A 23002-nucleotide genomic window follows, 5' to 3' on the forward strand; every position below is an offset into this window, starting at 1 on the left:
ATGAACGACACGGAACGGCAAGCGCGGCTTCGCCAGTTGGCACAGGAGATCTGGGAGGCCGAAGGCCGCCCGGACGGCCACGCAGATCGGCATTGGGCCATGGCCGAGCGGCTGGTGGATGCCGAAGAGCGCGCCGCCGAACAGGCCGGCCCGCCGGTGACTGCACGCCAGTAACGGTGCCTCTGTCACCTTGCATGATTCACCCTGCAGGCTGTGCCGTGCCAGGGTGAGCGTGCCCAGGCACGCAGGCACCCGCATTCGCTCAGCGTTTTGAGTTCACCGTTCTCAGGAGTTACCGATGGCCACCCGCAAGTTCACTCAGCGCTCGCGCATTCGCGAAGGCCGTCCCAACCCGCTCGGCGCCACGTGGGATGGCCTGGGGGTCAACTTCGCGCTGTACTCGCGTAACGCTACCCGTGTCGAGCTGTGTCTGTTCGACGAGCGTGGCCGTGAGCAGGAGCGCCTGGCGCTGCCCGAATACACCGACGAGGTCTGGCACGGCTATCTGCCCGACGCACGCCCCGGCCAGCTATACGGCTACCGCGTGCATGGACCTTATGCGCCCGAGGCCGGGCACCGCTTCAACCACAACAAGCTGTTGCTGGACCCGTATGCCAAGCAGATCGTCGGCGAGCTCAAATGGGCGCCGCATCTGTTCGGCTACACCATCGGGCACCGCGACAAGGATCTGAGCTTCGACCGTCGCGACAGCGCCGCGTTCATGCCCAAATCCGCGGTGATCGACCCGGCCTTTACCTGGGGCCAGGACCGCCCGCCGCAGACGCCGTGGAACCGCACGGTGATCTACGAAGCGCACGTGCGCGGGCTGAGCATGCTGCATCCGGCAGTACCGCCGGAAAACCGCGGCACCTTCTCGGCCCTCAAGACCGATGAGCTGATCGACCACATCAGCTCGCTCGGCGTCACCGCGGTGGAACTGCTCCCGGTCCACGCCTTCGTCGACGACCAGTACCTGCTGGAAAAAGGCCTGCGCAATTACTGGGGCTACAACACGTTGGGGTTCTTCGCACCGCAGGCGCGCTACATGTCCACGCGCACCGTGGCCGAGTTCAAGCAGATGGTGGCGCGCCTGCATCATGCCGGGCTGGAAGTGCTGCTGGACGTGGTCTACAACCACACCGCCGAAGGCAACGAGCTGGGGCCGACGCTGTCGTTCAAGGGCATCGACAATGCCAGCTACTACCGCCTGGCCGACGATCGCCGCTTCTACATCAACGACACCGGCACCGGCAACACCTTCGACCTGACCAACGTCGGCGCGTTGCGCATGGTGATGGACTCGCTGCGCTACTGGGTGCAGGAAATGCATGTCGATGGCTTCCGCTTCGACCTGGCCAGCATCCTCGGCCGCGAGCGCTATGGCTTCGATCCGTCGGGCAGCTTTCTCGATGCGGTGCGCCAGGATCCGGTACTGAGCCAGACCAAGCTGATCGCCGAGCCGTGGGACATCGGCCCGGGCGGTTACCAGGTCGGCAACTTCCCGCCGGGCTGGGTGGAATGGAACGACAAGTTCCGCGACAACGTGCGCGCGTTCTGGCGTGGCGACGGTGGTCAGCTGGCCGAACTGGCCACGCGCCTGACCGGCTCGGCGGACCTGTTCAACCATAGCGGCCGCCGCCCCACCGCGTCGGTCAATTTCGTCACCGCGCACGACGGCTTCACCCTGCGCGATCTGGTCAGCTACGAAGGCAAGCACAACTTCGCCAACGGCGAAGAGGGCAGGGACGGCAGCGACCACAATATCTCGGCCAATTACGGCGTCGAAGGCGACACCAACGACCCGGCCATCAAGCAGCTGCGCCGTCAGCAGATGCGTAACCTGCTGGCCACGTTGTTGCTGTCGCAGGGCACGCCGATGCTGCTGGCCGGTGACGAGTTCGGCCACAGCCAGAACGGCAACAACAACGCGTATTGCCAGGACAACGAACTGACCTGGATCGACTGGACTGCCGCCACCAAGGCCGCTGCCGCCGATCAGGCTGCATTCGTGCGGCGGTTGATCCGCATCCGCCAGCGTTACCCGTTGCTGCATCGCGCCCGCTTCTTCGATGGCAAGTTCGACGAAGCGCTGGGCCTGAAGGATCTCACCTGGCTGGCACCGGACGGCCACGAGATGGACGAAGCCGGCTGGCACGACCCGGAAGCGCGCGCGCTGATGCTGCGCCTGGATGGCCGCTCGCCGACTACCGGCTTGCGCGAGATCGCCGCCAACGTGACCTTGCTGATGCTGATCAATGCCGCCTCCACCAGCGTGTCGTTCACGCTGCCGGCGATGCACGACGAACATTGGCGCGTGCTGGTCGACACCGCACGCCATGGCGGCCGCGTGGTGGCCGGCGGCAGCGAATGGAAGGCGCCGGCGCACTCGCTGACTTTGCTGGCGGTGGAGCGCGATCGCATCGCCAGCAGCGCACGCATCGTCTCCGAGGGCGCACGCTGATGGCAGGGGCGGTTTGATGGATGTGCTGCTGGCAGGGGCCACCGGGCTGGTCGGTGGACATGTTTTGCAACAACTGTTGGCCGATGCGCGCTGTACCGGCGTAGTGGCGATCACGCGCCGGCCGCTGTCGCAGATCCATCCCAAACTGCGCAACCAGGTGATCGATTTCGAGCGCCTGGAGCACTGGACCGCACCGCGCATGGAGGCGGCCATCTGCGCCCTGGGCAGCACGATGAAACAGGCCGGCTCGCGCGAGGCGTTCTATCGCATCGACCACGACTATCCGATGGCGCTGGCACGCGCCGCCTGCGCGCAGGGCACCTCGGTGTTCGTGCTGAATTCGGCGGCCGGTGCCGATGCGCACTCGCGCATCTTCTATAACCGCGTCAAGGGCGAACTGGAACGCGACCTGCGCGCGGTCGGCTTCCCCTCGCTTACCTTCGTGCGCCCGGGCCTGATCGGCGGCGAACGCGAGCAGCGGCGTACCGGCGAACACATCGGCAGCCTCGTGCTGGGCGCGCTCGGCCCGCTGCTACCACGCCGCTTCCGCATCAATCCAGCCGAACGCATCGCCGCCGCCATGGTGAGCGCCGCGCTAGCGCCGGCGCGTGGCGAGCACAGCGTCGAGACTGCGGAGTTGGTTGGCTAACGCCGCCTCGTCGCGAGGCAGCCGGACAGCGGCAAGAGGCCGCCGTATCGTAGGAGCGTGCCTGCGCGCGACGGGGCGTTACCAGTAAAGCTTCATCGCGCGCAGGCACGCTCCTACAGGTTCACGCGCAGCGGACCGGCATCTTCGCCAGCACAAATACCGTGCTCACACTCCCAACGACTGCCCACCATCCATCAGCATCTGCCCGTCGTCGCGAGGGCGTTGCAGAGGGAGAAACTGCTTGTCTGCTATTCGTAGGAGCGTGCCTGCGCGACGGGGCATTACCGATAAAGCTTCATCGCGCGCAGGCACGCTCCTACAGAGTCGCGCGCAGCGGACCGGCATCTCCGCCAGCACAAATCCCCGCTCACACCCCCAACGACTGCCCGCCATCCACCGCCAGTACTTGCCCGGTGATCCAGCGCGCCTGTGGCGATGCAAGGAACAACGCCGCATCAGCGATGTGCTGCATGTGACCGAATCCCCCGAACGGGATGCTGTCGCGGATGCGTGCATACAGCTCCGGTTCTTCATCGCGGCGGCGGGCCCATAGCCCGTCGGGGAATTCGATCGAGCCCGGTGCAATCGCGTTGACACGGATGCGCTCGCGTGCGAGCTCGGCGGCCAGCGTGGTGGTGTAGTAATTGAGCGCCGCCTTGGCGGTGGAGTAGGCGATCGCGCGCGGCGTGGGGCGTTGCGCATTGATCGAGCTGACATTGAGGATCACTGCCGCGTCGCTGTTGCGCAGGTACGGCAGCGCGGCGCGATTGCAGCGTACTGCGGCCATCAGATCCACGTCCAGGCCGGCCTGCCAGCTTGCATCGTCGTTGCCATGCCCATAGCCGGAGGCGTTGTTGATCACCACGTCCAGCCCATCCAGCGCCTGCGCTGCGGCCTCCACATAAGCCTCGATCTGCGCAGCGTCCGACAGGTCGCAGGCGAAGGTGTGTACCGGGGCTCCATGAGGCGCCAACGCATGGGCGGCCTGTGCCAGGCCATCGGCATTGCGTGCGCATAGCGAGACCTGCGCGCCGTTGCGCACGAACGCGTCGGCAATCGCCAAGCCGATGCCACGGCTGCCGCCTGCGATCAGCACGCGTTGATTGCGCGGCGAAATTTGCGTGGGTGCTGCGGAAATGGACATGGCGGACACTCGATCGGAAACCGACATTATCGAGCAGCCCGGTCATGACGCGGTGCTCGGTACCGTTGCAGTGTTGAACGCAGCATCGCAATGTCTGCTGTCCGTTCCACAACTTCTACCGCTTCTGCCAACGACGCGCCGGCCACCGCGCGTAGCGGGCTGGCGATCTACTGCACTCATCCCCAGGCGTGCGCGGCCGGTGCTCGGAATTGCCATGTACCACTCGTACACTCAGGCTTTGAGCGCGCCGTCCCCACGCCCCGAGCGATTGCTCGCTATGTTTTGTCAGCCACCCTAAATCGTGTTGCGCAGCGCTGCGCTGCGAGCCAGGTTGGGAGCCATGCACCGGCACCTGGCTGCGGTCGCGTGCGCTGTCATCTTTGTGCAATGCCGTCCGCACGCCGCTTGCAACGCAAGCCTCATCACCAAGCATGATCAGCTCATGCGTTTTCGGTTTCTCGCCGCTAACCATTTGTTTACACGTTTGCGCTGCGCTGCGGGCACAACGTGTGGGTCATTCAGTGGGAGTTGCACATGGAAACCCATATCACCGTCATCGGTGCCGGCTTCTGCGGCACCGCGCTGGTCCGTGCACTGGCGCAGACGGCCGATGCGCAGGTGCGCATCACCCTGGTCGGCGTGACCGAGACCTTCGGCAGCGGCATCGCCTATGGTGCCGCCCGGCCGGAGCATCTGCTCAACGTACGCGCCAAGGACCTGGGCATCGACGCGCAGGCGCCAGGCGCCTTCGCCGACACCCTGCATCTGGGCGACAGCGGGCGACTGGAATTCCTGCCGCGCCTTGCCTATGGCGATTATCTGCGCAGCGAGCTGGATACCGCGGTCAGTGGCGCGCAAGCGTCGATCGTGCGGCTGTCGCAGGAAGCGGTGGCGGTGGAGCGTGCGCGCAAGGGCTTTCGCGTGTTCCTGGCCAATGGCGATGCCTTCCACAGCGATCGGGTGGTGCTGGCGGTGGGCGCACTGCAGCCGCAGGCGCTGGCCGGGATCGGCCCGCGCCTGAGCGTGCATCCGCGCTATATCGGCTGGCCGTGGCAGGGCGATGCCCTGGCGCGCTTGTCGCCGGACGACGATGTGCTGATCGTCGGCACCGGGCTGACCATGGTGGACGTGGCATTGACCCTGCACACGCGCGGGCATCGCGGCCGCCTGCTGGCGATCTCGCGACGCGGCCTGGCGCCGCAGGCGCATCTGCGCCAGCCGGGCGCGGCGCTGGAGTTGCCGCCGCATCTGCAGCGCGCAGTCAAGGATGCCGACCTGCGTGGCCTGCTGCGCGGCGTACGGCAACTGAGTGCAGTGGTCGACGACTGGCGACGCGTGGTGGATGCCTTGCGCCCGCATCTGCAACCGCTGTGGCAGCGGCTGGAGTTGCCGCAGCGTGCGCGTTTCCTGCGCCATCTGCGCCCGTATTGGGAGGTGGCGCGGCATCGGGTTGCGCCGGGCGCAGCGGAACAACTGGCGCAATTGCAGCAATCGGGGCAACTGCAGATCGTCGCAGCGCGGCTGCTGCGTGCGCGTTGGGTGCCCGATGGCGTGGAAGCGGTGGTTCGCCCGCGTGGATCGGCCGACGCGCAGACCGATCATTACGATGCGGTGATCCGCGCCACCGGATTGGATACCGATATCGACCGCACCAGCGACCCGCTGATCGCCGGCATGCGCGAAGCGGGCCTGTTGCGTGCCGACCCGCTGGGCCTGGGCGTGGACACCGATGCACAACTGCGCGTGCGCGATGGCGCCGGGCAAATCGTGCCGGGACTGTATTGCGTGGGTCCGCTGCTACGCGGGCGCTATTGGGAAATCACCGCGGTGCCGGAGCTGCGCGTGGCCACGCGCGCCCTGGCAGAACGTCTATTGCTGGGTGCGATGCCGGCGTTACAGCCGGAGCCGGAACAGGTGCCGCGCGAGGTCAATGCGCGTTTGTAGTGGGGTGGATTTGCATTGCAGCTTCTTGGTGGTTGTATCAAGTTGAAGCTGTGACGAGTGCGAGTTTGAGCCTCCTCTCATCGAGAGTAGTGCCTCATCACCCCGCGTCCTGAACCCTTCTCCCATCGGGAGAAGGTGACGCGCCAGCGCCGGATGAGGGTAGGTACGCAGCCCCGTGGGGTTGCGTGATGCCTCTTTAAGTTGCTCCGGTCGACGCGTGCCAGTTGCAGCATTTTTTTGTGCGTGCATCAGACGCTTGCGTAATGCTCGTATCGTCTGCCGTCTGCCGTCTGCCGTCTGCCGTCTGCCGATTGCCGATGACCGACGTTCCTTTGTCTTCTTCTGGCGATAGAAGCGCCCGATCACGCAACAAACAGCCTCTGCGCGCGCAGGCATAGCCTGCACGGCGCAATCTCGCGCGGACTCCGCCAAACAGCGCAATCATGCCGCGTGATGCGTAGCGCATTGCGCCGCTGCAGACAGGACTGGGTCATGTTGACGGCCCTGGGCTGATTACAGTCCAGGTCGCTTCCTTCCCCCATCCTGGAGTTTGCCATGCCCCGTCTTGCTCCCGCCGTCTTGCTCGCCACGCTGTGCGCCTGCGCGCTGCCCGCCTGGGCCAGTGAATCGCTCAATACTCGTGCGGAAGTGCTCGCAGCCCTGGAATCCGGTTACGACGTCAGCCTGACCACCGATCTGGGCCGCTGCACACCCGAAGAAGGCACGCCGGTCACGCAGACCCGTGGCGGCCGCCATATCGACGCGTACCGCATCACCGAGGACGGCACGGCTGCGTTTTCAGGTTCGCACTTCACCGTGGCCAACGACGGCAAGCCGATCCAGCAGTTCATGCGCTACCAGCTGCGCCCGGATGGCAGCGTGCGTTTCACCACCTACATGTACGACCTGCCGGGTCTGCAGCAACGCGGGCCGGTGCTGGCATATCAATGCACGATCAATCAAGGCATCCGCTTCCACGCCGATTGAGTGCGTTGCCCCGTGACGACTGCGGTCTGCAGCAGCGCCACTGCGCGCACTGCAGCCTGCAGCCGTCGTAACCGCTCCAGCACCCGCGCGTCCTGCAATGCACTTGACCGCCACTCACTCTCGAGGAAACCCGCATGCCGTCACATCCAGGTCTATCACTCGTTGCCGCCGCGCTGTGCATCGCGGCGGTGCCCGCGTTTGCCACTGAATCGTTACGTAGCCAGGCCAGCTTGATCGCTGCGCTGGAAGCGGGGCGCGCGGTGGCGGTGTCGGTGGATCTGTCGCGCTGCACGGCGGAGGCGGGCACCGCATCCAGCCAGAGCCGCGGCGGTGTGCGCATCGGTGCGTACCGGTTGACCGCCGATGGCACGTTGGCGTTTTCCGATACCCAGTTCATTGCTGCCAGCAGCGACGGCAAGCCATTCCAACAGTTCCAGCGCTATCAGGTGGGCGCGGACAATCGCGTGCGGCTCACCACCTACATGTACGACCTGCCCAGCCTGCAGCAACGCGGGCCGTTGCTGGCGTATCAGTGCGCGATCGACCAAGGCATTCGCTTCCACGCGCATTGAAGCGCCGCTGCGTTGCGCGATGCCACCGCGCAGCGCGTGCAGACTGTTTCGCTGCGTCGCTCACCTGCGGCTGGCATCGCGTCAATGACGCGACAGCAGCAACATCGATGCGGTCTGGCCGGGTGCGTACGTTCGCGGCATGCAAGGCGACGCGCAGTCGTCATCCGCATCTACATCGTGCAACGCACATGGGGTTGTCACCGGCCAGATGCATAGGGTCGGCCTAGACCTCGGTGGGCAATGAGCGCCCACCGATGCGATGCAATCGCCGCAGCGGGTGATTGCCCGGTCGCGATCCTGTCAGTGCTTGCGTCAGCGCGGTGACGGCTGCTGCAGCGCAACCGCGTCGGCGGCGCTGGATTGCCAGCCGCCACCCAGTGCCCTGAAAGTGGCCACTGCACTGCGCGCGGCATCCGTGCGCGCCTGCACCTGCGCATCGGATGCGCGCAGCAACTGCTCGTCGGCATTCAACACTTCGATCAGGCTGACCACGCCCTTTTCGTAGGCCAGCGCCGACGCGGTGCGCGCCTTGCCCAGTGCCTCCACGCCTTGCGCGAGCACGCTGGCTTGTTGCTCGCGTTTGACCAGTGCGGTGAATGCATTTTCGACGTCCTCGGTGGCGCGCAGGACCGCCAGGCGATACGCCGCCAGCTGCTCGGCTTCCTGGCCCTTGGCCTGGGCGATCTGCGCATTGATGCGGCCGAAGTCGAACAGCCGCCAGCGCAGGCCCAGCACGCCGGCCGACTGGCTGGCATCGCCGGTGAACAGGTTGGCGCCGGAGATCGCGGTGGCGCTGCCGAGCAGTCCGCTGAGCGAGAATTTGGGGTAGTACTCGGCCATCGCCACGCCGATGCGTGCGTTCGACGCTGCCAGCCTGCGTTCGGCCGCGATCAGATCGGGGCGGCGGCGCAGCAGGTCGCCGAGCGTGCCCGTCTCGGCGATCCGCGGCGCAAGCGGAATCGGTTTGGTGGCGGCCAGTTCCGCGCGGTGCGTGCCCGGCGGCACGCCCAACATCACGTCCAGGGCGTTCATCGCCGCGACCAGGCCGCTTTCGATGCCGGGCACCGAGGCCTGCGCCTGTGCCAGCGCGCCTTGCGCCTGGTGCAGTTGCAACTCCGGCGCGAGCCCCTTGCCGTGCAGCAGCGTCACCATCGACAGCAGGCCCTGCTGGGTGGCGACCTGGCGCTGCGCCACCTCCAGCCGTGCCTGCAGGCCGCGGATGCTGATGTAGATATCGGCGGTCTGCGCCGCCACCGCCAGGCGGGTGGCGGCGGCGCCGGCTTCGCTGGCCTGGTAGTCGGCCAGTGCGGCCTGGCGCCCGCGACGCAGCCCGCCGAACAGATCCAGCTCCCAGCTCGCGCCCAGGTTGGCTTCGTAGGTGCTGGCATAGCGGTCGAAGTTGGGCGTGCTGTTGAGCACCTGGCCGAGCGGCGTTTCCAGCGACTGGTAGGCGCGGGTCGCGTTGCCGCTGATGTTGCCCGAGGGCAGCAGTGCGGCAGTGGCGGCGGTCAGGCCGGCGCGGGCCTGGGTGACGCGCGCGGTGGCCTGGGCCAGGTCCAGGTTCTGCGCCAGCGCCTGGGTGACGTAGCGGCTCAGGTCCGCGTCGTCGAAGCCGGTCCACCAAGTCGAAAGCTCGGCCGGTCGCGCTGCCGGGCGCACTTCGACCGCCGCCTGGCCGGCGTAACGGTCTGGCAGGGGCGCTGCGGGGCGGGTATAGGTCGGACCGACTGCGCAGCCCGTGGCAAGGCTGGCAACGACAAGCACGGCAACAGGACGGAACGGGGACATGGCAGACCGGGCAGGCAGGAATGAGCGGTGACTATAATACGAAATGGTCACTTTTGTATGTCGGGCGCTGGGGCGCTAAGCTGGCGGCATGAGCAAGACACCCAGCTATCCGGTTTCGGGCCGCGGCCCGGCCGACCATGACGTGCGCGATCAGATCGTGATTGCGGCCACCGAGCATTTCAGCCGCTACGGCTACGAGAAGACCGCCGTCTCGGACCTGGCCAAGGCGATCGGGTTCTCCAAGGCCTATATCTACAAGTTCTTCGAATCCAAGCAGGCCATCGGCGAGATGATCTGCAGCAACTGCCTGCGCGAGATCGAGACCGAGGTGCGTGCCGCGGTCGACGAGGCGGAGCAGCCGCCGGAGAAATTGCGCAGGCTTTTCAAGGTGATGATCGAGGCGAGCCTCCGGCTGTTCTTCCAGGATCGCAAGCTGTACGAGATCGCCACCTCGGCGGCCACCGAGCGCTGGCAATCAGTCCGCGCCTATGAAGTGCGCATCCAGACGCTGCTGCAGGATGTGCTGCAGCAGGGCCGGCAAAGTGGCGATTTCGAGCGCAAGACGCCACTGGACGAGGCTACGCAGGCGATTTACATGGTGCTGCGCCCTTACATGAACCCGCTGCTGCTGCAGCACAGCCTGGAGCAGGCCGACGAGGTGCCGGTGCTGTTGTCGAACCTGGTGTTGCGTAGCCTGTCGCCCTAAATTTGTTTGTGACTATTGACTGATTTAGTCACAAGTATCAGGATGCGAGCCTTCATCAGCTCGCTCCTGGATTTGCCATGCTTCGGCGCCTCGTTACCTCTGCCGCTTTCTGTGTGCTGCCGCTGGCATTGATCGCCTGCGGCAAGGCGCCCCCTTCCGACCCGCGTACCGAGGCCCCGCTGGTGCGGGTGGCCATCGTCCAAGACGCCGGTGCAGCGGCGCGCAGCTTCTCCGGCACGGTCGCGGCCCGGGTGCAGAGCGACCTGGGGTTCAGGGTCGCCGGCAAGGTGCAGGGGCGCTTGGTCGATGCCGGCCAGCGCGTGAAGCGTGGCCAGCCGCTGCTGCGGATCGACCCGGTCGACCTCAAGCTCGCCGCGCGGGCGCAGCAGGATGCGGTGGCGGCCGCGCAGGCGCGCGCCCAGCAGGCGGGTGAGGATGAAGCGCGCTACCGCGATCTGCGCGGCACCGGCGCCATCTCCGCCTCGGCCTACGACCAGATCAAGGCCGCCGCCGACGCCGCCAGGGCGCAGCTGAGCGCCGCCCAGGCGCAGGCCGAAGTGGCGCGCAACGCCAACCGCTACACCGACCTGCTGGCCGACGCCGATGGCGTGGTGATGGAGACACTGGTCGAACCGGGCCAGGTCGTCGCAGCCGGGCAACCGGTGGTGCGGCTGGCGCACGCCGGCCGCCGCGAGGCGGTGATCCAGTTGCCGGAAACCTTGCGCCCGCAGGTCGGCTCGGTGGCGCAGGCCACCTTGTTCGGCAATGCCGCTGTCACCGTGCCGGCGACCTTGCGCCAGCTGTCCGAAAGCGCCGACCGGCTGACCCGCACCTTCGAGGCACGTTACGTGCTCGATGGCGCACTGGGCGATGCGCCGCTGGGCACCACCGTCAGCCTGCGCATTGCCGATGGCACGGCCGCCGGCACGCAGGCCGGGCTGCAGGTGCCGCTGGCCGCGTTGTTCGATGCTGGCAAGGGGCCTGGCGTGTGGGTGATTGCCGGCAATCCGGCCAAGGTGCGCTGGCGGTCGGTGACGGTGCTGGGCCTGGACGACGACCACGCCACGGTTGCCGGCAAGCTGGCGCGCGGTGAGCGCATCGTGGCGCTGGGCGCGCACCTGTTGCGCGACGGCGAGCAGGTGCGGGTGGTCAACACGATTGCGCCTGCCGCCGGCGCCACGACCGGCGCCAAGGCCGCGGCCGCGGAAGGAGCGCAGCCGTGAGCGAAGGCCGGTTCAATCTTTCCGCGCTGGCGGTGCGCGAGCGCTCGATCACGCTGTTTCTGATCGTCCTGATTTCGCTGGCCGGCCTGGTCGCCTTCCTCAAGCTTGGGCGTGCCGAAGACCCGGCCTTCACCGTCAAGGTCATGACCATCGTGACCGCCTGGCCGGGCGCCACGCCGCAGGAAATGCAGGGCCAGGTCGCCGAGAAACTCGAAAAGCGCCTGCAGGAGCTGCGCTGGTACGACCGCAGCGAAACCTATACGCGCCCCGGGCTTGCGTTCACGACCTTGACCTTGCTGGACAGCACGCCACCCAGCCAGGTGCAGGAGCAGTTCTATCAGGCGCGCAAGAAGGTGGGCGACGAAGTCGGCAACCTGCCGGCCGGTGTGATCGGGCCGATGGTCAACGACGAATATGCCGACGTCACCTTTGCACTGTTCGCGCTCAAGGCCAAGGGCGAGCCGCAACGTTTGCTTGCGCGCGATGCGGAAAGCCTGCGCCAGCGCATGTTGCACGTGCCGGGCGTCAAGAAGGTCAACATCATCGGCGAACAGCCCGAGCGCATCTTTGTCGAGTTCTCGCACGAGCGCCTGGCCACGCTGGGCGTCGGTCCGCAGGAGGTGTTTGCCGCGCTCAATGCACAGAACGCCTTGAATGCGGCAGGTTCGGTGGAGGCGCGCGGGCCGCAGGTGTTCATTCGCCTGGACGGCGCGCTCGACAGCCTGCAGAAGATCCGCGACACCCCGCTGGTGGTGCAGGGCCGCACCCTGAAACTGTCGGATATCGCCACGGTCAAACGTGGCTACGAAGATCCGTCCACCTTCATGATCCGCAGTGGCGGCGAGCCGGCGTTGCTGCTGGGCATCATCATGCGCGATGGCTGGAACGGGCTGGATCTGGGCAAATCGCTGGACAGCGAAGTGAGCGCAATCAATGCCGAGCTGCCGCTGGGCATGACCCTGAGCAAGGTCACCGACCAGGCGGTCAACATCGACGCGTCGGTGGGCGAGTTCATGACCAAGTTCTTCGTCGCACTGCTGGTGGTGATGCTGGTGTGCTTCGTCAGCATGGGCTGGCGCGTGGGCATCGTGGTGGCGGCCGCGGTGCCGCTGACGCTGGCGGCGGTGTTCGTGGTGATGCTGGCCACCGGCAAGAACTTCGACCGCATCACGTTGGGCTCGTTGATCCTGGCGCTGGGATTGCTGGTGGACGACGCCATCATCGCGATCGAGATGATGGTGGTGAAGATGGAGGAAGGCTACAGCCGCGTCGCCGCATCGGCCTATGCGTGGAGCCATACCGCCGCGCCGATGCTGTCCGGCACGCTGGTGACCGCGGTCGGCTTCATGCCGAACGGCTTTGCCGCCTCCACTGCCGGCGAATACACCAGCAACATGTTCTGGATCGTGGGGATCGCGCTGATTGTGTCGTGGGTGGTGGCAGTGGTGTTCACGCCTTATCTGGGCGTCAAGATGCTGCCGGATCTGAAGAAGATCGAAGGCGGCCACGCCGCGATGTACGACACGCCGCGCTACAACCGCTTCCGCAATGCGCTGGCACGCGTCATCGCGCGCAAGTGGTTGGTGGCCGGCTCGGTGGTGGGCCTGTTCGTGCTTGCGATCCTTGGCATGGGCATCGTCAAGAAGCAGTTCTTCCCGATCTCCGATCGCCCTGAAGTGCTGGTCGAAGTGCAACTGCCGTACGGCAGCTCGATCACCCAGACCAGCGCGGCCACGGCCAAGCTGGAAGCCTGGCTGGCCAAACAGGACGAAGCGAAGATTGTCACCGCGTATATCGGCCAGGGCGCGCCGCGCTTCTTCCTGGCGATGGGCCCGGAGTTGCCGGATCCGTCGTTCGCCAAGATCGTGGTGCGCACCGACAACCAGCACGAGCGCGACGCGTTGAAGCTGCGCATGCGCAAGGCGGTTGCCGAAGGCCTGGCACCCGAAGCACGCGTACGCGTGACCCAACTCACCTTCGGCCCGTACTCGCAGTTTCCGGTGGCCTACCGGGTCAGCGGCGCCGACCCGCAGGTGGTGCGTGGCATTGCCGCGCAGGTCACGCAGGTCATGCAGGACAGCCCGATGCTGCGCACCGTCAACACCGACTGGGGCACGCGCACGCCCACGCTGCATTTCACCCTGGACCAGGACCGCCTGCAGGCGGTAGGGCTGACCTCGACCGCGGTGGCGCAGCAACTGCAATTCCTGCTCAGCGGCGTGCCGGTCACGCTGGTGCGCGAGGATATCCGCAGCGTGCAGGTGATGGCGCGTTCGGCCGGCGATACGCGCTTCGATCCGGCACGCATTGCCGACTTCACCCTGGCCGGTGCCAATGGCCAGCGCGTGCCGTTGTCGCAGGTGGGCAAGGTGGATGTGCGGATGGAAGAACCGATCATGCGCCGCCGCGATCGGGTGCCGACGATCACCGTCGGCGGCGATGTCGACGAGCAGCTGCAGCCGCCGGATGTCTCGGCGGCGATCACCAGGCAGCTGCAGCCGATCATCGACACATTGCCCAGCGGTTACCAGATCAAGGAGGCCGGTTCGATCGAGGAATCCGGCAAGGCAACCACTGCGATGCTGCCGCTGTTCCCGATCATGCTGGCGGCCACCTTGCTAATCATCATCCTGCAGGTGCGTTCGATCTCGGCGATGGTGATGGTGTTTCTGACCAGCCCGCTCGGCCTGATCGGCGTGGTGCCGACCCTGATCCTGTTCCAGCAACCGTTCGGCATCAATGCGCTGGTGGGCCTGATCGCGTTGTCGGGCATTTTGATGCGCAACACGCTGATCCTGATCGGGCAGATCCATCACAACGAGGCCGAAGGGCTGGACCCGTTCCATGCGCTGGTGGAAGCCACCGTGCAGCGTGCGCGCCCGGTGATCCTGACCGCGCTGGCGGCGATCCTGGCGTTCATCCCGCTCACGCATTCGGTGTTCTGGGGCACGTTGGCCTATACGCTGATCGGCGGCACCCTGGCCGGCACGATCCTGACGCTGGTGTTCCTGCCGGCGATGTATTCGATCTGGTTCAAGATCCGGCCCGATTCCGGCAATACCCGGGCAGCGACGCAGCACGCCTGATGCCGCTCGGCCAAGGCGGCCAAGCCGCGGTTGTCGCGCGGGTTGTCGCGCGGTCGTTCACCAGCGTGGGCCGCCGCCGCGGCCTGCGAGGAACTGACAGCCGGCCGGCAGGCCGGCGTGCGGGAACAGTGGCGCCGTGCAAGGCACAGACGACAGTGCGTCCGTGCCTTGTAGTTTGCCTGGTGAAGCGGTGACTCAGACCTGGTCGGTCGGAAGCACGAAGACTTCGGCGATGTTGACGTTGGACGGTGCCTGCGCTGCGAACAGGATGGTGTCGGCAATATCCATCGGGTCCAGCATGCGAACCGTGCCGGCATAACCGGCCATCATGGCCTGATATTCCGCGCTGGTGGTCTGTGCCGGAAGCTCGGTTGCGACGATGCCCGGTTGAATGCTGGTGACGCGGATGTTGTGCTTCTTGCCGACTTCCATCCGCAGGCCTTCGGTGAACGCGGTCACTGCAAACTTGCTTGCCGAGTACACCGCAAATCCCTGGCCAAACACCTTGCGCCCGGCGATCGAGGAAGTATTGAAGACGTGGCCGGAATGTTGCTTGATCATCTGCGGCAGCACCGCTGCGGCCACGTTGAGCACGCCTTTCACATTGACATCGATCATCTGTTCCCATTCGTCGGTATGGAAGTCATCGATGCCGGACAGGGGCATGATGCCGGCGTTGTTGACCAGCACATCGATTGCGCCATAAGCGGCGATCAGTGCTGCGACGCCGGCAGTGACCGAGTGCTTGTTGGCGACATCCATTTCCAGCACCACGGCCTGGCCGCCCGCCTGTTCAATGTCTGACTTCAATGCCTGCAGCCGGTTGATGCGACGTGCGGCGATGCCCACCTTCATTCCTGCCGCTGCGAGTTTCTTTGCCGTTGCGCTACCGATACCGCTGGAGGCGCCGGTAATCAGGGCCACTTTGCCGTGGAGCTCATTCGTTGACATGGACATTCTCTCGTTGGTTGTCGATGCGGGACTGGACGCAGGGAGTGCTCCCGTCCAATCGGTCTTCAGTGCCAGCGAGATGATATCCATCATATACTTAGTTTCAATTGCGCACCTTGAGGTAACTAGATATGGCAGAGGAAACCGCCACCCCGTGCAGCCTCACGCGGGTTGCCGATATCAGGACGGTGCTGGAGCCGATCGCCAACAAGTGGTCGATCATGATCATGACCGTGCTGTGCAACGGGCCCACGCGGTTCAACAACATCAAGCGGCAACTGGACGGCGTGACCCACAAGTCGCTGACCGAAGCGCTGCGGCGGCTCGAGCGCATCGGCCTGATCAGCAGGGAAGTGATCTCCTCCTCGCCGGTGGCCGTGCAATATCGGCGCACCGCGCTGGGCGAGACGCTGGAAGCGCCACTGCTCGCGCTGCTGCACTGGTGCCAGGATCACGCCGATGAGGTGATTGCGGCCGAACGGCAAGGGGACGAGAGCAGTCACGCTGCGGCATCGGCAGCCGCCTTAAAGGGATGAGCACTGCGGCACACCTGCACGTGTCCGCTGCGGCAACGTCCCGATGATGCGCCGGACACGCTGCGGTCTTGCTGCCTGGCAGCAAGACCGCAGCAGCCAGGTAGCAGGCCGAGGGTTGCGACACGCCGTCGTCGTGCATGAGGCGGTGGCGGCCTGCCCGCCTGTGCCAGCCTGCATCGATGGGCCGCCCGTCGCGCCGTAGCGGCGGCGTGCATCCATGCTGGCGCAGGGCGCGCGTGGCATTCTCCACGCCGAGGCAGGCAAACGCTTGCGACCATGCCGCCGGCCACCGGATCCCCGGCGATTCACCCAGAACGGCCGTGTGGCCTCACAATAGGCGGCCAGCTCCCAACCGATGTCGCCATGCGCAAGACCTACCAGCTCAACCTCGAAGGCAAGAACCGCGACCGTCTGCTGGAATCCAGCAAGCACGATATCCGCAAGTACATCCGCCGCGAGCGTCGCAAGGACTTGCCGGAAGGGGCGGATTATTGGGACTTCGACATGCGCTTCGGGGTGGACGAGGCCAGTGCTGCGCCGCTGCCGCCGGCCGAGCTGATCCGCTCGATCAATGCGCTCACCAGCGAAGGTGGCGAGCAGTTCTTCGTGGAAATCCTGCGCAAGCCCGGCAAGCGGACTCCGCGTGCCGATGGCGACAGCGCCGCGGGCGGCGAGCTGGATTTCGAGCAGGACTGAGTCTTCGCATGGCGTCCGCCTCGGCGTGACGACAGCGCGTCAGGGGTCACCCACCGCCTTCAGTCGGGCTTGCCTGCCTGCGTCGCCGCTGCCGCGCGTTGCTTGTCCTTCTTGCTCGGCCGCCTGCCCTTGATGCCGCCGTTGTCGTCCGCAGCGCGCGTGCCGGTCTTCGGCATCTGTGTTGCAGGCGCTGCTGTCACGGGGCTCGGCTCGAACCCGGCAAGCACGCTGGTCGGTACGCGCAGGCCCTGGCGTTTTTCGATCAAACGCCATTGCGGCTGGCTCTCTGCCGTGACGAAGCTGATCGCAAGGCCGCTGGCGCCGGCGCGTGCGGTGCGGCCGATACGATGGGTGTAATCCACCGTCGAACGCGGCAGGTCGTAATTGATCACGGCCGGCAGCGCATCGATATCGATGCCGCGCCCGGCCAGGTCGGTGGCCACCAGCACCTGCAGCTCGCGCTGTTTGAAGGCGTGCAACGTACGCTCGCGGCGGCCCTGACTCAGTTCGCCGTGCAGTGGCTGCGCATTGATGCCGGTCTTGCCGAGTTTTTCGGCGACTTTTTCGGCGGTGTGCCGGCTGGCGACGAACACCAGCACATGCGACCAACCATGCTCCTGCAGCAGGTGGCGCAGCAGTTGCGTGCGCTGGCCGGAATCGACGGCGATCGCGCGTTGTTCGATCGCAGGCGCAGCCTCCGGGGTGGCGGCAACGGTGATGCGTAGAGGGTCGCGCAGGCGACGCTTGGCCAGCGAGGCGATGCCGGGCGGAAACGTGGCCGAAAACAGCACGCTCTGGCGCTGCGTCGGCAGCAAGGCCAGAATGCGATCAAGCTCGGCACCGAAGCCCAGCTCGAGCAGACGGTCGGCTTCATCCAGCACGAGTGTGGCGACCTCGCTCAGGCGCAGCGCGTTGTGGTCGACCAGATCCAGCAATCGGCCGGGCGTGGCGACCACGATATCGGCACCACCACGCAGGGCAAGCAGCTGCGGATTGATCGAACTGCCGCCGGTGGCCGCCACGATCTTGAGCCGCCGCGGCAGATGCGCGGCCAGTTGGCGCAGGGTGTCTTCGACCTGCGCGGCGAGTTCGCGCGTGGGCACCAGCACCAGCGCACCGAGCACGCGTGGCGCGGTGTCGGGCGCCAGGCAGCGTTGCTGCAGCAGCGGCAGCGCATAGGCCAGCGTCTTGCCCGAGCCGGTCTGGGCCATCGCGATCAGATCGCGCCCCTGCAACATCGGCGCAATGGCCTGCTGCTGGATCGGCGTGGGTGTGTGGTGACCGGCGCGTGCCAGTGCAGTATCGAAGAATGGCTGCAGCTGTGGCGACAGCGAGAGATGGGCAAATGACATGGACCGATTATCCAGGCATTTGCGCTGCAATGGTCGGTGGGACGTCATGCGGGGTTGCCGCTGGGCAATGCATCGATGGGCGGGCAGGGCGCCGCAACCAGAGCGCAGCGCCGCCTCTCGGCAGCGCATCTCTCCATATCGTCCAAGTCCATCGTGGCACAACGCATACCGCAACCAAGACTTCGACCCATGGATTCTTAGGGGCGATCAGATGCTTAAGTCAAAGCCTGGTGCATCGAGTGCGCGGTGCCCTCACCGCTTGCGGGACACGCCGTGAATCCGTCCGTGGAGGCTCCTCGGCGGCATCCATGCCGCCGAGGGTCCCGCAACCGGCGAGGGCACCGCACCAGAAAGTTGGTCGGTGGTCGAATGAAAGCTGCTTGCTCGACATGCATCGACCACTGAGCCATTGAACCCACCCATCGTTCTCCAACGATGCACATCGCGCACCGCTCTTGACCGTGCACACCGACCATCTCGACTGGTCCTTGCCCGCTCACCGTCGCGGGACCTTACGCGGCATGGATGCCGCGTAAGAGCCTACATGGACGTCCTTGCGGCGTGTCCTGCGAGGGTGGGCGGGCAAGGGCCCTGCAGCCAAACCTGGCATTGGCAACTGATCGGATGCGCAGTAATCCACACGCCGCATCATGCACTGCTCTTAACCGTGCACACCGACCAGCTCGACTGGTCCTTGCCCGCCCACCGTCGCGGGACCTTACGCGGCATGGACGCCGCGTAAGAGCCTACAAGGACGTACTCGCGGCGTGTCCCGCGATGGTGGGCGGGCAAGGGCCCCGCAGCCAGGATCAGCCGCTCTACCTGCAATCCGTGCCTCAGTTGGCCAGCGCCAGATCGTCCAGCAGTGCGCGCAGGAAGCGCGCGGCTTCGCCGCCGGTGGCGGCGCGGTGGTCGAAGGTCAGCGACAGCGGCATCACCTTGTGGGTTTCCACTCCGCCCATCACCGGGGTGAGCTGGTAGCGCGCGCGGCCGGCGGCGACGATGGCCACGCATGGTGGCACCACCACCGGGGTGGCGTAGCGGCCTGCGAACATGCCGAAGTTGGACAGCGAGATGGTGTAGCCGCTGAGTTCGGAGGCGGCGATGCTGCGATTTTCCACCTGCTGACGCAGCCGGTTGACGCTTTCGCGAATGCCGTGCGCGTCGAGCATGTCGGCATTGCGCAGCGCGGGCACGAACAGGCCTTCTTCGGTATCCACCGCAATGCCGATATCCACCTGGGTGTGCAGGGTGCGGCTAAGTGCCTCGCCGTCGAACCAGGCATTGAGCGCCGGCACTGCCTGGCACGCCCGCACGATGCCGCGCACCAGCCGCACGGTGACATCGTTGCCGGGCTGCCAGGCGTGGATGTCGGCATCGTCGTTGAGCGTGGTCGGCACCACCTTGCTGTGCGCATCGGCCATCACGCGCGCCATGTTGCGGCGCACGCCCTTGAGCTGCTCCGGCTGGCCTTTGGCGACCACGCCTGGCGACTGGGTACGCATCGGTTTGCCGCTGGCAGACAGCGCTGCACGCGGTTGCGCGTTGCCGGCTGCGCTGGTTGCCGAGTGCGTGCCGGCAGCGGCGTGCGGCGCGGCTGCCCGCGCGTTGTCGCCGTTGGTCTGCGTGACCGATGCGCTGGCGCGCGCTGCAGACAGCGGCGCGCTGCCGGCCGCGGCGGCCTGCTTCACATCGGCCATGGTCACCGTGCCATCGGGGCCGCTTGCGCGGATCTGGGCCAGGTCCACGCGCAGCTTGCGCGCCAGCGCGCGCACGGCCGGCATCGCGCGCACGCCGCCCACGGCGATTGCCTGTTCGCTCTGCACCGCGTTGGAGCTCTGCATCGCACCGACCACGGTACCGGCGTCGTCACGCTCGCTCCCGCCACTGGAATCGGCGTCGGCAATCTCGCCGCCGTTGTCGGAGGCGACCACGCGCGCGGTCGGGCCGGCCGCGCTGTCGCCGGTGCTGGGCGTGTGCGTGGGTGCGGGGCCATGCGAGTGCCCGGTGTCCTGACCATCGGCGCGCTGCGGCTGCGAGGCGTCCAGCGCGAACTGCGCCAGCATCGCACCGGTGACGATGATGTCGCCGGCGGCACCGGCAAGCTTGGTCACGGTGCCGGAAAACGGCGAGGGCACCTCGACCACCGCCTTGGCGGTCTCCATCGAGACCAGCGGGTCGTCCAGGCGCACGCTGTCGCCCTCCTTGACGAACCACTCGACGATGGTGGCGTCGGGCAGGCCTTCGCCCAGGTCGGGCAGGTGGAAATTCTTGGCTTCGCTCATGGCAGGTTCTCTTGCGCCGCAGGTAGCGGCGGCGTGGTGTCGTCGAGGAGTTCGAGGTCGGCGGCCGGCAGCCAGCCCTGCATGCCATCGGCACGCTCGGACCACCACCAACCGCCATGTTCGTAATGCAGCAGCACGTCCTCGCCCTGGTGGGCATCGAGTTCGCGTGCGTCGTAGTCGCGCAGTGCTTCGGCCTGGCCGTCGCCCAGCGGGCGCAGCCAGGCCACCGGGGCCCAGCCGGCATGGCCGTCGCCGGTGTTGACCCAGGCGAAGGCCGGCCATTCCTCATCGCGCACGCCGATGGTCACCTGCTGGCCGGCACGGAAGCGTATCGGGTTGGCGTACGCGGCGCGGTAATCGCAGAGCAGACGGGCGCGCATGTCAGCCGGCGGCCACCGCGCGACGGGCGGCGGTGACGATGCGCTCCACGCTCGGCAGGTACTTCATTTCCAGCCGGAACAGCGGGATATGGGTGTCGTAGCCGGTGACGCGTTCGACCGGTGCGAGCAGGTCGTACATCGATTTTTCCGCCAGCTGCGCGGCGATCTCCGCACCGAAGCCGGCGGTGCGTGGGGCTTCCTGCACGATCACGCAGCGGCCGGTCTTGGCCACCGATTCGGCGATGGTGTCGAAGTCCAGCGGGCGCAACGTGGCCACGTCGATGACCTCGGCGCTGATGCCTTCGCCGGCGAGCTTGTCGGCCGCTTCCAGCGCTTCCTTGACCTGCGCACCCCAGGTGACCAGGGTGACGTCGGTGCCGTCGCGCAGCACGAAGCACACGTCCAGCGGCAGCGCTTCGCCGTCGTTGGCGACCACTTCCTTGTACTGGCGGTAGATGCGCTTGGGCTCCATGTAGATCACCGGATCCGGGTCGCGGATCGCGGCCAGCAACAGGCCATAGGCGCGCTGCGGCGAGGACGGCAACACCACGCGCAGGCCGGGCACGTTGGTGAAGATGGCCTCGTTGGCTTCGCTGTGATGTTCCGGCGCGCGGATGCCGCCGCCCCACGGCACGCGTAGCACCATCGGGCAATGCAGGCGGCCGCGGGTGCGGTTGCGCAGGCGTGCGGCGTGGCAGATCAGGTGATCGACCATGGGGTACACGAAGCCGTCGAACTGCGCTTCGGCCACCGGCTTCATGCCCTGCGCGGCCAGGCCGACGCTCAGGCCGGCGATGGTGGTTTCATCCAGTGGCGTGTCCAGCACCCGCTCGCTGCCGAAGCGCTGCTGCAGGCCGGCGGTGGCGCGGAACACGCCGCCGTTGACGCCGACATCCTCGCCCAGCACCAGCACCGCAGGGTCGTGTTCCAGCTCCCAGGCCAGCGCCTGGGTGATGGCTTCGATCAGGGTGATGGGCGAACTCATGGCGATCTCTCCGCGCGTGGCTGCGGCGTTGTAAGGGGCACTGGCCTGCTGCTGTGTCGCAGCCAGGTGTGACTGGTTGAGCTCATCCATGGCGGGCCTCCTGCGCCATCACTTCGGCGCGCTGGGCCAGCAACTCGGCCGGCGGGTCGCCGTAGAGGTAATCGAACATCGCTTCGACCGGCTGTACCGGCGTGTTGAGGTAGGCGTTGACTTCTTCGTCCACGCGCGCGCCGCATTCGGCCTTCCAGGCGGTTTCCTGCGCCTCGTCCCACAGGCCCTGCGCGGTGAGATAACGGCGCAGCCGCAGCAGCGGCTCGCGCGCCCAGCCCTGCTTGACCTCTTCTTCGCCGCGGTAGCGCCGCGCATCGTCGGCGGTGGTGTGATCGGACAGGCGGTAAGTCAGGAATTCGATCACCGTGCCGCCGTCGCCGGCCAGTGCACGCGCACGCGCCTGGCGCATCGCCTCGAGCACCGCGATCAGGTCGTTGCCGTCCACCTGCAGGCAATGCAGGCCGCCGGCCAGGCCCTTCTGCGCCAGCGTCTGCGCGCCGGTCTGCGCCGAGCGCGGCACCGAGATCGCCCAGCCGTTGTTGATCACGCACAGGATCAGCGGCAGCTTGTAGGCGCCGGCCGAATTGAGCGCGGCGTAGAAGTCGGTCTTGGAGCTGCCGCCATCGCCGCAGCAGGCCACTGCCACCTGCGGCTTGCCCTGCAGCTTGAACGACAGCGCCGAACCGGCCGCGTGCAGGCACTGGGTGGAGATCGGCACGCAGATCGGGAAGTCGATCGCCGCATCGGCATCGCGCGGATAGTCGCTGCCGCGTTCGTCGCCGCCCCAGTACAGCAGCACGTCGCGCGGGCGCACGCCGCGTTCGAACATGGTGCCGTACTCGCGATAGCTGGGCGCGAACACATCGCCGCTGCGCATCGATGCGCCGATGCCCACGTGGGTGGCTTCGTGGCCGAGGCAGGCCGCATAGGTGCCCAGCTTGCCGGTGCGCTGCAGCGCGACCGACTTGCTGTCGAAGGTGCGCACGAACAGCATGCGCTTGAACAGCGCGAGCAACTGTTGCGGGTTGGCGGCGTCGGCCGGCAGGTCGTCGCGGACGATCTGGCCGTCCGCATCCATGTATTGCAGATATTCGATCTCGAACTGCGCGGCTACGCTCATTGCGGCGACACCTTCACCAAGAAGTTTCAAATGATATGAGTTGCGATGTTAAGGACCACGCAGCAAAAAGCTGTCCTGCACCGCAG

General features: G+C 66.5%; 19 protein-coding genes and 1 other RNA gene. 12 read left to right on the top strand and 8 right to left on the bottom strand.

The annotated features are described in order from the left end of the window. The 3 genes from AC1PLA_RS02285 to AC1PLA_RS02295 all read left to right on the top strand — a co-directional run bounded on the left by AC1PLA_RS02285 (window position 1) and on the right by AC1PLA_RS02295 (window position 3110). On the top strand, window positions 1–174 hold the full coding sequence (locus tag AC1PLA_RS02285; protein ID WP_005993048.1) for a DUF2934 domain-containing protein: 174 nt from the start codon (window positions 1–3) through the stop codon (window positions 172–174). 124 nt (window positions 175–298) lie between these two features. After that, window positions 299–2461 (top strand): glycogen debranching protein GlgX, encoded by a 2163-nt coding sequence (glgX, locus tag AC1PLA_RS02290; protein WP_016901662.1) that lies wholly within the window; start codon window positions 299–301, stop codon window positions 2459–2461. A 16-nt stretch (window positions 2462–2477) separates the two neighbouring features. Next, window positions 2478–3110: an NAD(P)H-binding protein gene (locus tag AC1PLA_RS02295; RefSeq protein WP_481105492.1), complete on the top strand. Its 633-nt coding sequence runs from the start codon at window positions 2478–2480 to the stop codon at window positions 3108–3110. A gap of 367 nt (window positions 3111–3477) precedes the next feature. Here AC1PLA_RS02295 and AC1PLA_RS02300 read toward each other — a convergent pair whose 3' ends face one another. Then, window positions 3478–4254: an SDR family NAD(P)-dependent oxidoreductase gene (locus AC1PLA_RS02300; protein WP_481105493.1), complete on the bottom strand. Its 777-nt coding sequence runs from the start codon at window positions 4252–4254 to the stop codon at window positions 3478–3480. A gap of 214 nt (window positions 4255–4468) precedes the next feature. On the opposite strand from AC1PLA_RS02300, the gene AC1PLA_RS02305 reads away from it, so the two are divergent. The 4 genes from AC1PLA_RS02305 to AC1PLA_RS02320 all read left to right on the top strand — a co-directional run bounded on the left by AC1PLA_RS02305 (window position 4469) and on the right by AC1PLA_RS02320 (window position 7757). Then, a non-coding RNA gene (locus AC1PLA_RS02305) (sX9 sRNA) lies at window positions 4469–4545 on the top strand. Between the two features lie 243 nt (window positions 4546–4788). Continuing rightward, complete coding sequence (locus AC1PLA_RS02310) at window positions 4789–6198, top strand: FAD/NAD(P)-binding protein (RefSeq protein WP_481105494.1); 1410 nt, start codon at window positions 4789–4791, stop codon at window positions 6196–6198. Between the two features lie 555 nt (window positions 6199–6753). Then, window positions 6754–7185, top strand: coding sequence for a VirK family protein (locus AC1PLA_RS02315; RefSeq protein WP_167704908.1), 432 nt, complete (start codon window positions 6754–6756; stop codon window positions 7183–7185). Between the two features lie 134 nt (window positions 7186–7319). After that, complete coding sequence (locus tag AC1PLA_RS02320) at window positions 7320–7757, top strand: VirK family protein (protein WP_102583213.1); 438 nt, start codon at window positions 7320–7322, stop codon at window positions 7755–7757. A 312-nt stretch (window positions 7758–8069) separates the two neighbouring features. On the opposite strand, the gene AC1PLA_RS02325 is transcribed toward AC1PLA_RS02320, so the two are convergent. After that, complete coding sequence (locus AC1PLA_RS02325) at window positions 8070–9545, bottom strand: efflux transporter outer membrane subunit (protein WP_481105495.1); 1476 nt, start codon at window positions 9543–9545, stop codon at window positions 8070–8072. 88 nt (window positions 9546–9633) lie between these two features. On the opposite strand from AC1PLA_RS02325, the gene AC1PLA_RS02330 reads away from it, so the two are divergent. From AC1PLA_RS02330 to AC1PLA_RS02340, 3 genes are all read left to right on the top strand, one after another. Beyond that, a complete protein-coding gene (locus tag AC1PLA_RS02330) occupies window positions 9634–10251 on the top strand; it encodes a TetR/AcrR family transcriptional regulator (protein WP_102254977.1) in 618 nt (205 codons plus the stop codon). 77 nt (window positions 10252–10328) lie between these two features. Further along, window positions 10329–11474: an efflux RND transporter periplasmic adaptor subunit gene (locus AC1PLA_RS02335; protein ID WP_481105496.1), complete on the top strand. Its 1146-nt coding sequence runs from the start codon at window positions 10329–10331 to the stop codon at window positions 11472–11474. Further along, window positions 11471–14560, top strand: a complete 3090-nt coding sequence (locus AC1PLA_RS02340) for an efflux RND transporter permease subunit (RefSeq protein WP_481105497.1) — start codon at window positions 11471–11473, stop codon at window positions 14558–14560. Before AC1PLA_RS02335 ends, AC1PLA_RS02340 begins: the two co-directional genes overlap by 4 nt. A gap of 195 nt (window positions 14561–14755) precedes the next feature. On the opposite strand, the gene AC1PLA_RS02345 is transcribed toward AC1PLA_RS02340, so the two are convergent. Then, window positions 14756–15604 (bottom strand): SDR family oxidoreductase, encoded by an 849-nt coding sequence (locus AC1PLA_RS02345; protein WP_481105498.1) that lies wholly within the window; start codon window positions 15602–15604, stop codon window positions 14756–14758. Between the two features lie 95 nt (window positions 15605–15699). Here AC1PLA_RS02345 and AC1PLA_RS02350 point away from each other — a divergent pair, with 95 nt between their 5' ends. Together AC1PLA_RS02350 and AC1PLA_RS02355 are read left to right on the top strand one after the other, a co-directional pair. Then, the gene (locus AC1PLA_RS02350) at window positions 15700–16047 is read left to right on the top strand and encodes a winged helix-turn-helix transcriptional regulator (protein ID WP_241235801.1); all 348 of its coding nucleotides are present in this window, start codon (window positions 15700–15702) and stop codon (window positions 16045–16047) included. A 363-nt stretch (window positions 16048–16410) separates the two neighbouring features. After that, window positions 16411–16743, top strand: coding sequence for a DUF6172 family protein (locus AC1PLA_RS02355; protein ID WP_024938227.1), 333 nt, complete (start codon window positions 16411–16413; stop codon window positions 16741–16743). Window positions 16744–16802: 59 nt separating this feature from the next. On the opposite strand, the gene AC1PLA_RS02360 is transcribed toward AC1PLA_RS02355, so the two are convergent. The 5 genes from AC1PLA_RS02360 to pdhA all read right to left on the bottom strand — a co-directional run bounded on the left by AC1PLA_RS02360 (window position 16803) and on the right by pdhA (window position 22916). Continuing rightward, complete coding sequence (locus AC1PLA_RS02360) at window positions 16803–18095, bottom strand: DEAD/DEAH box helicase (protein WP_167704905.1); 1293 nt, start codon at window positions 18093–18095, stop codon at window positions 16803–16805. A gap of 836 nt (window positions 18096–18931) precedes the next feature. Continuing rightward, window positions 18932–20380 carry a dihydrolipoamide acetyltransferase family protein gene (locus AC1PLA_RS02365; protein WP_481105499.1) on the bottom strand — a complete coding sequence of 483 codons (1449 nt, stop codon included), beginning with the start codon at window positions 20378–20380 and terminating at the stop codon, window positions 18932–18934. Then, a complete protein-coding gene (locus AC1PLA_RS02370) occupies window positions 20377–20760 on the bottom strand; it encodes an SH3 domain-containing protein (RefSeq protein ID WP_016901649.1) in 384 nt (127 codons plus the stop codon). The genes AC1PLA_RS02365 and AC1PLA_RS02370 overlap by 4 nt, the downstream gene beginning before the upstream one ends. Before the next feature lies 1 nt (window position 20761). Then, on the bottom strand, window positions 20762–21835 hold the full coding sequence (locus AC1PLA_RS02375; protein WP_039515775.1) for an alpha-ketoacid dehydrogenase subunit beta: 1074 nt from the start codon (window positions 21833–21835) through the stop codon (window positions 20762–20764). Further along, entirely contained in the window at window positions 21828–22916 is a 1089-nt protein-coding gene (pdhA, locus tag AC1PLA_RS02380; RefSeq protein ID WP_016901647.1) for a pyruvate dehydrogenase (acetyl-transferring) E1 component subunit alpha, read from the bottom strand. The genes AC1PLA_RS02375 and pdhA overlap by 8 nt, the downstream gene beginning before the upstream one ends. Between the last annotated feature and the right edge of the window lie 86 nt (window positions 22917–23002).

This window comes from Xanthomonas sp. NCPPB 1826, assembly GCF_056725285.1.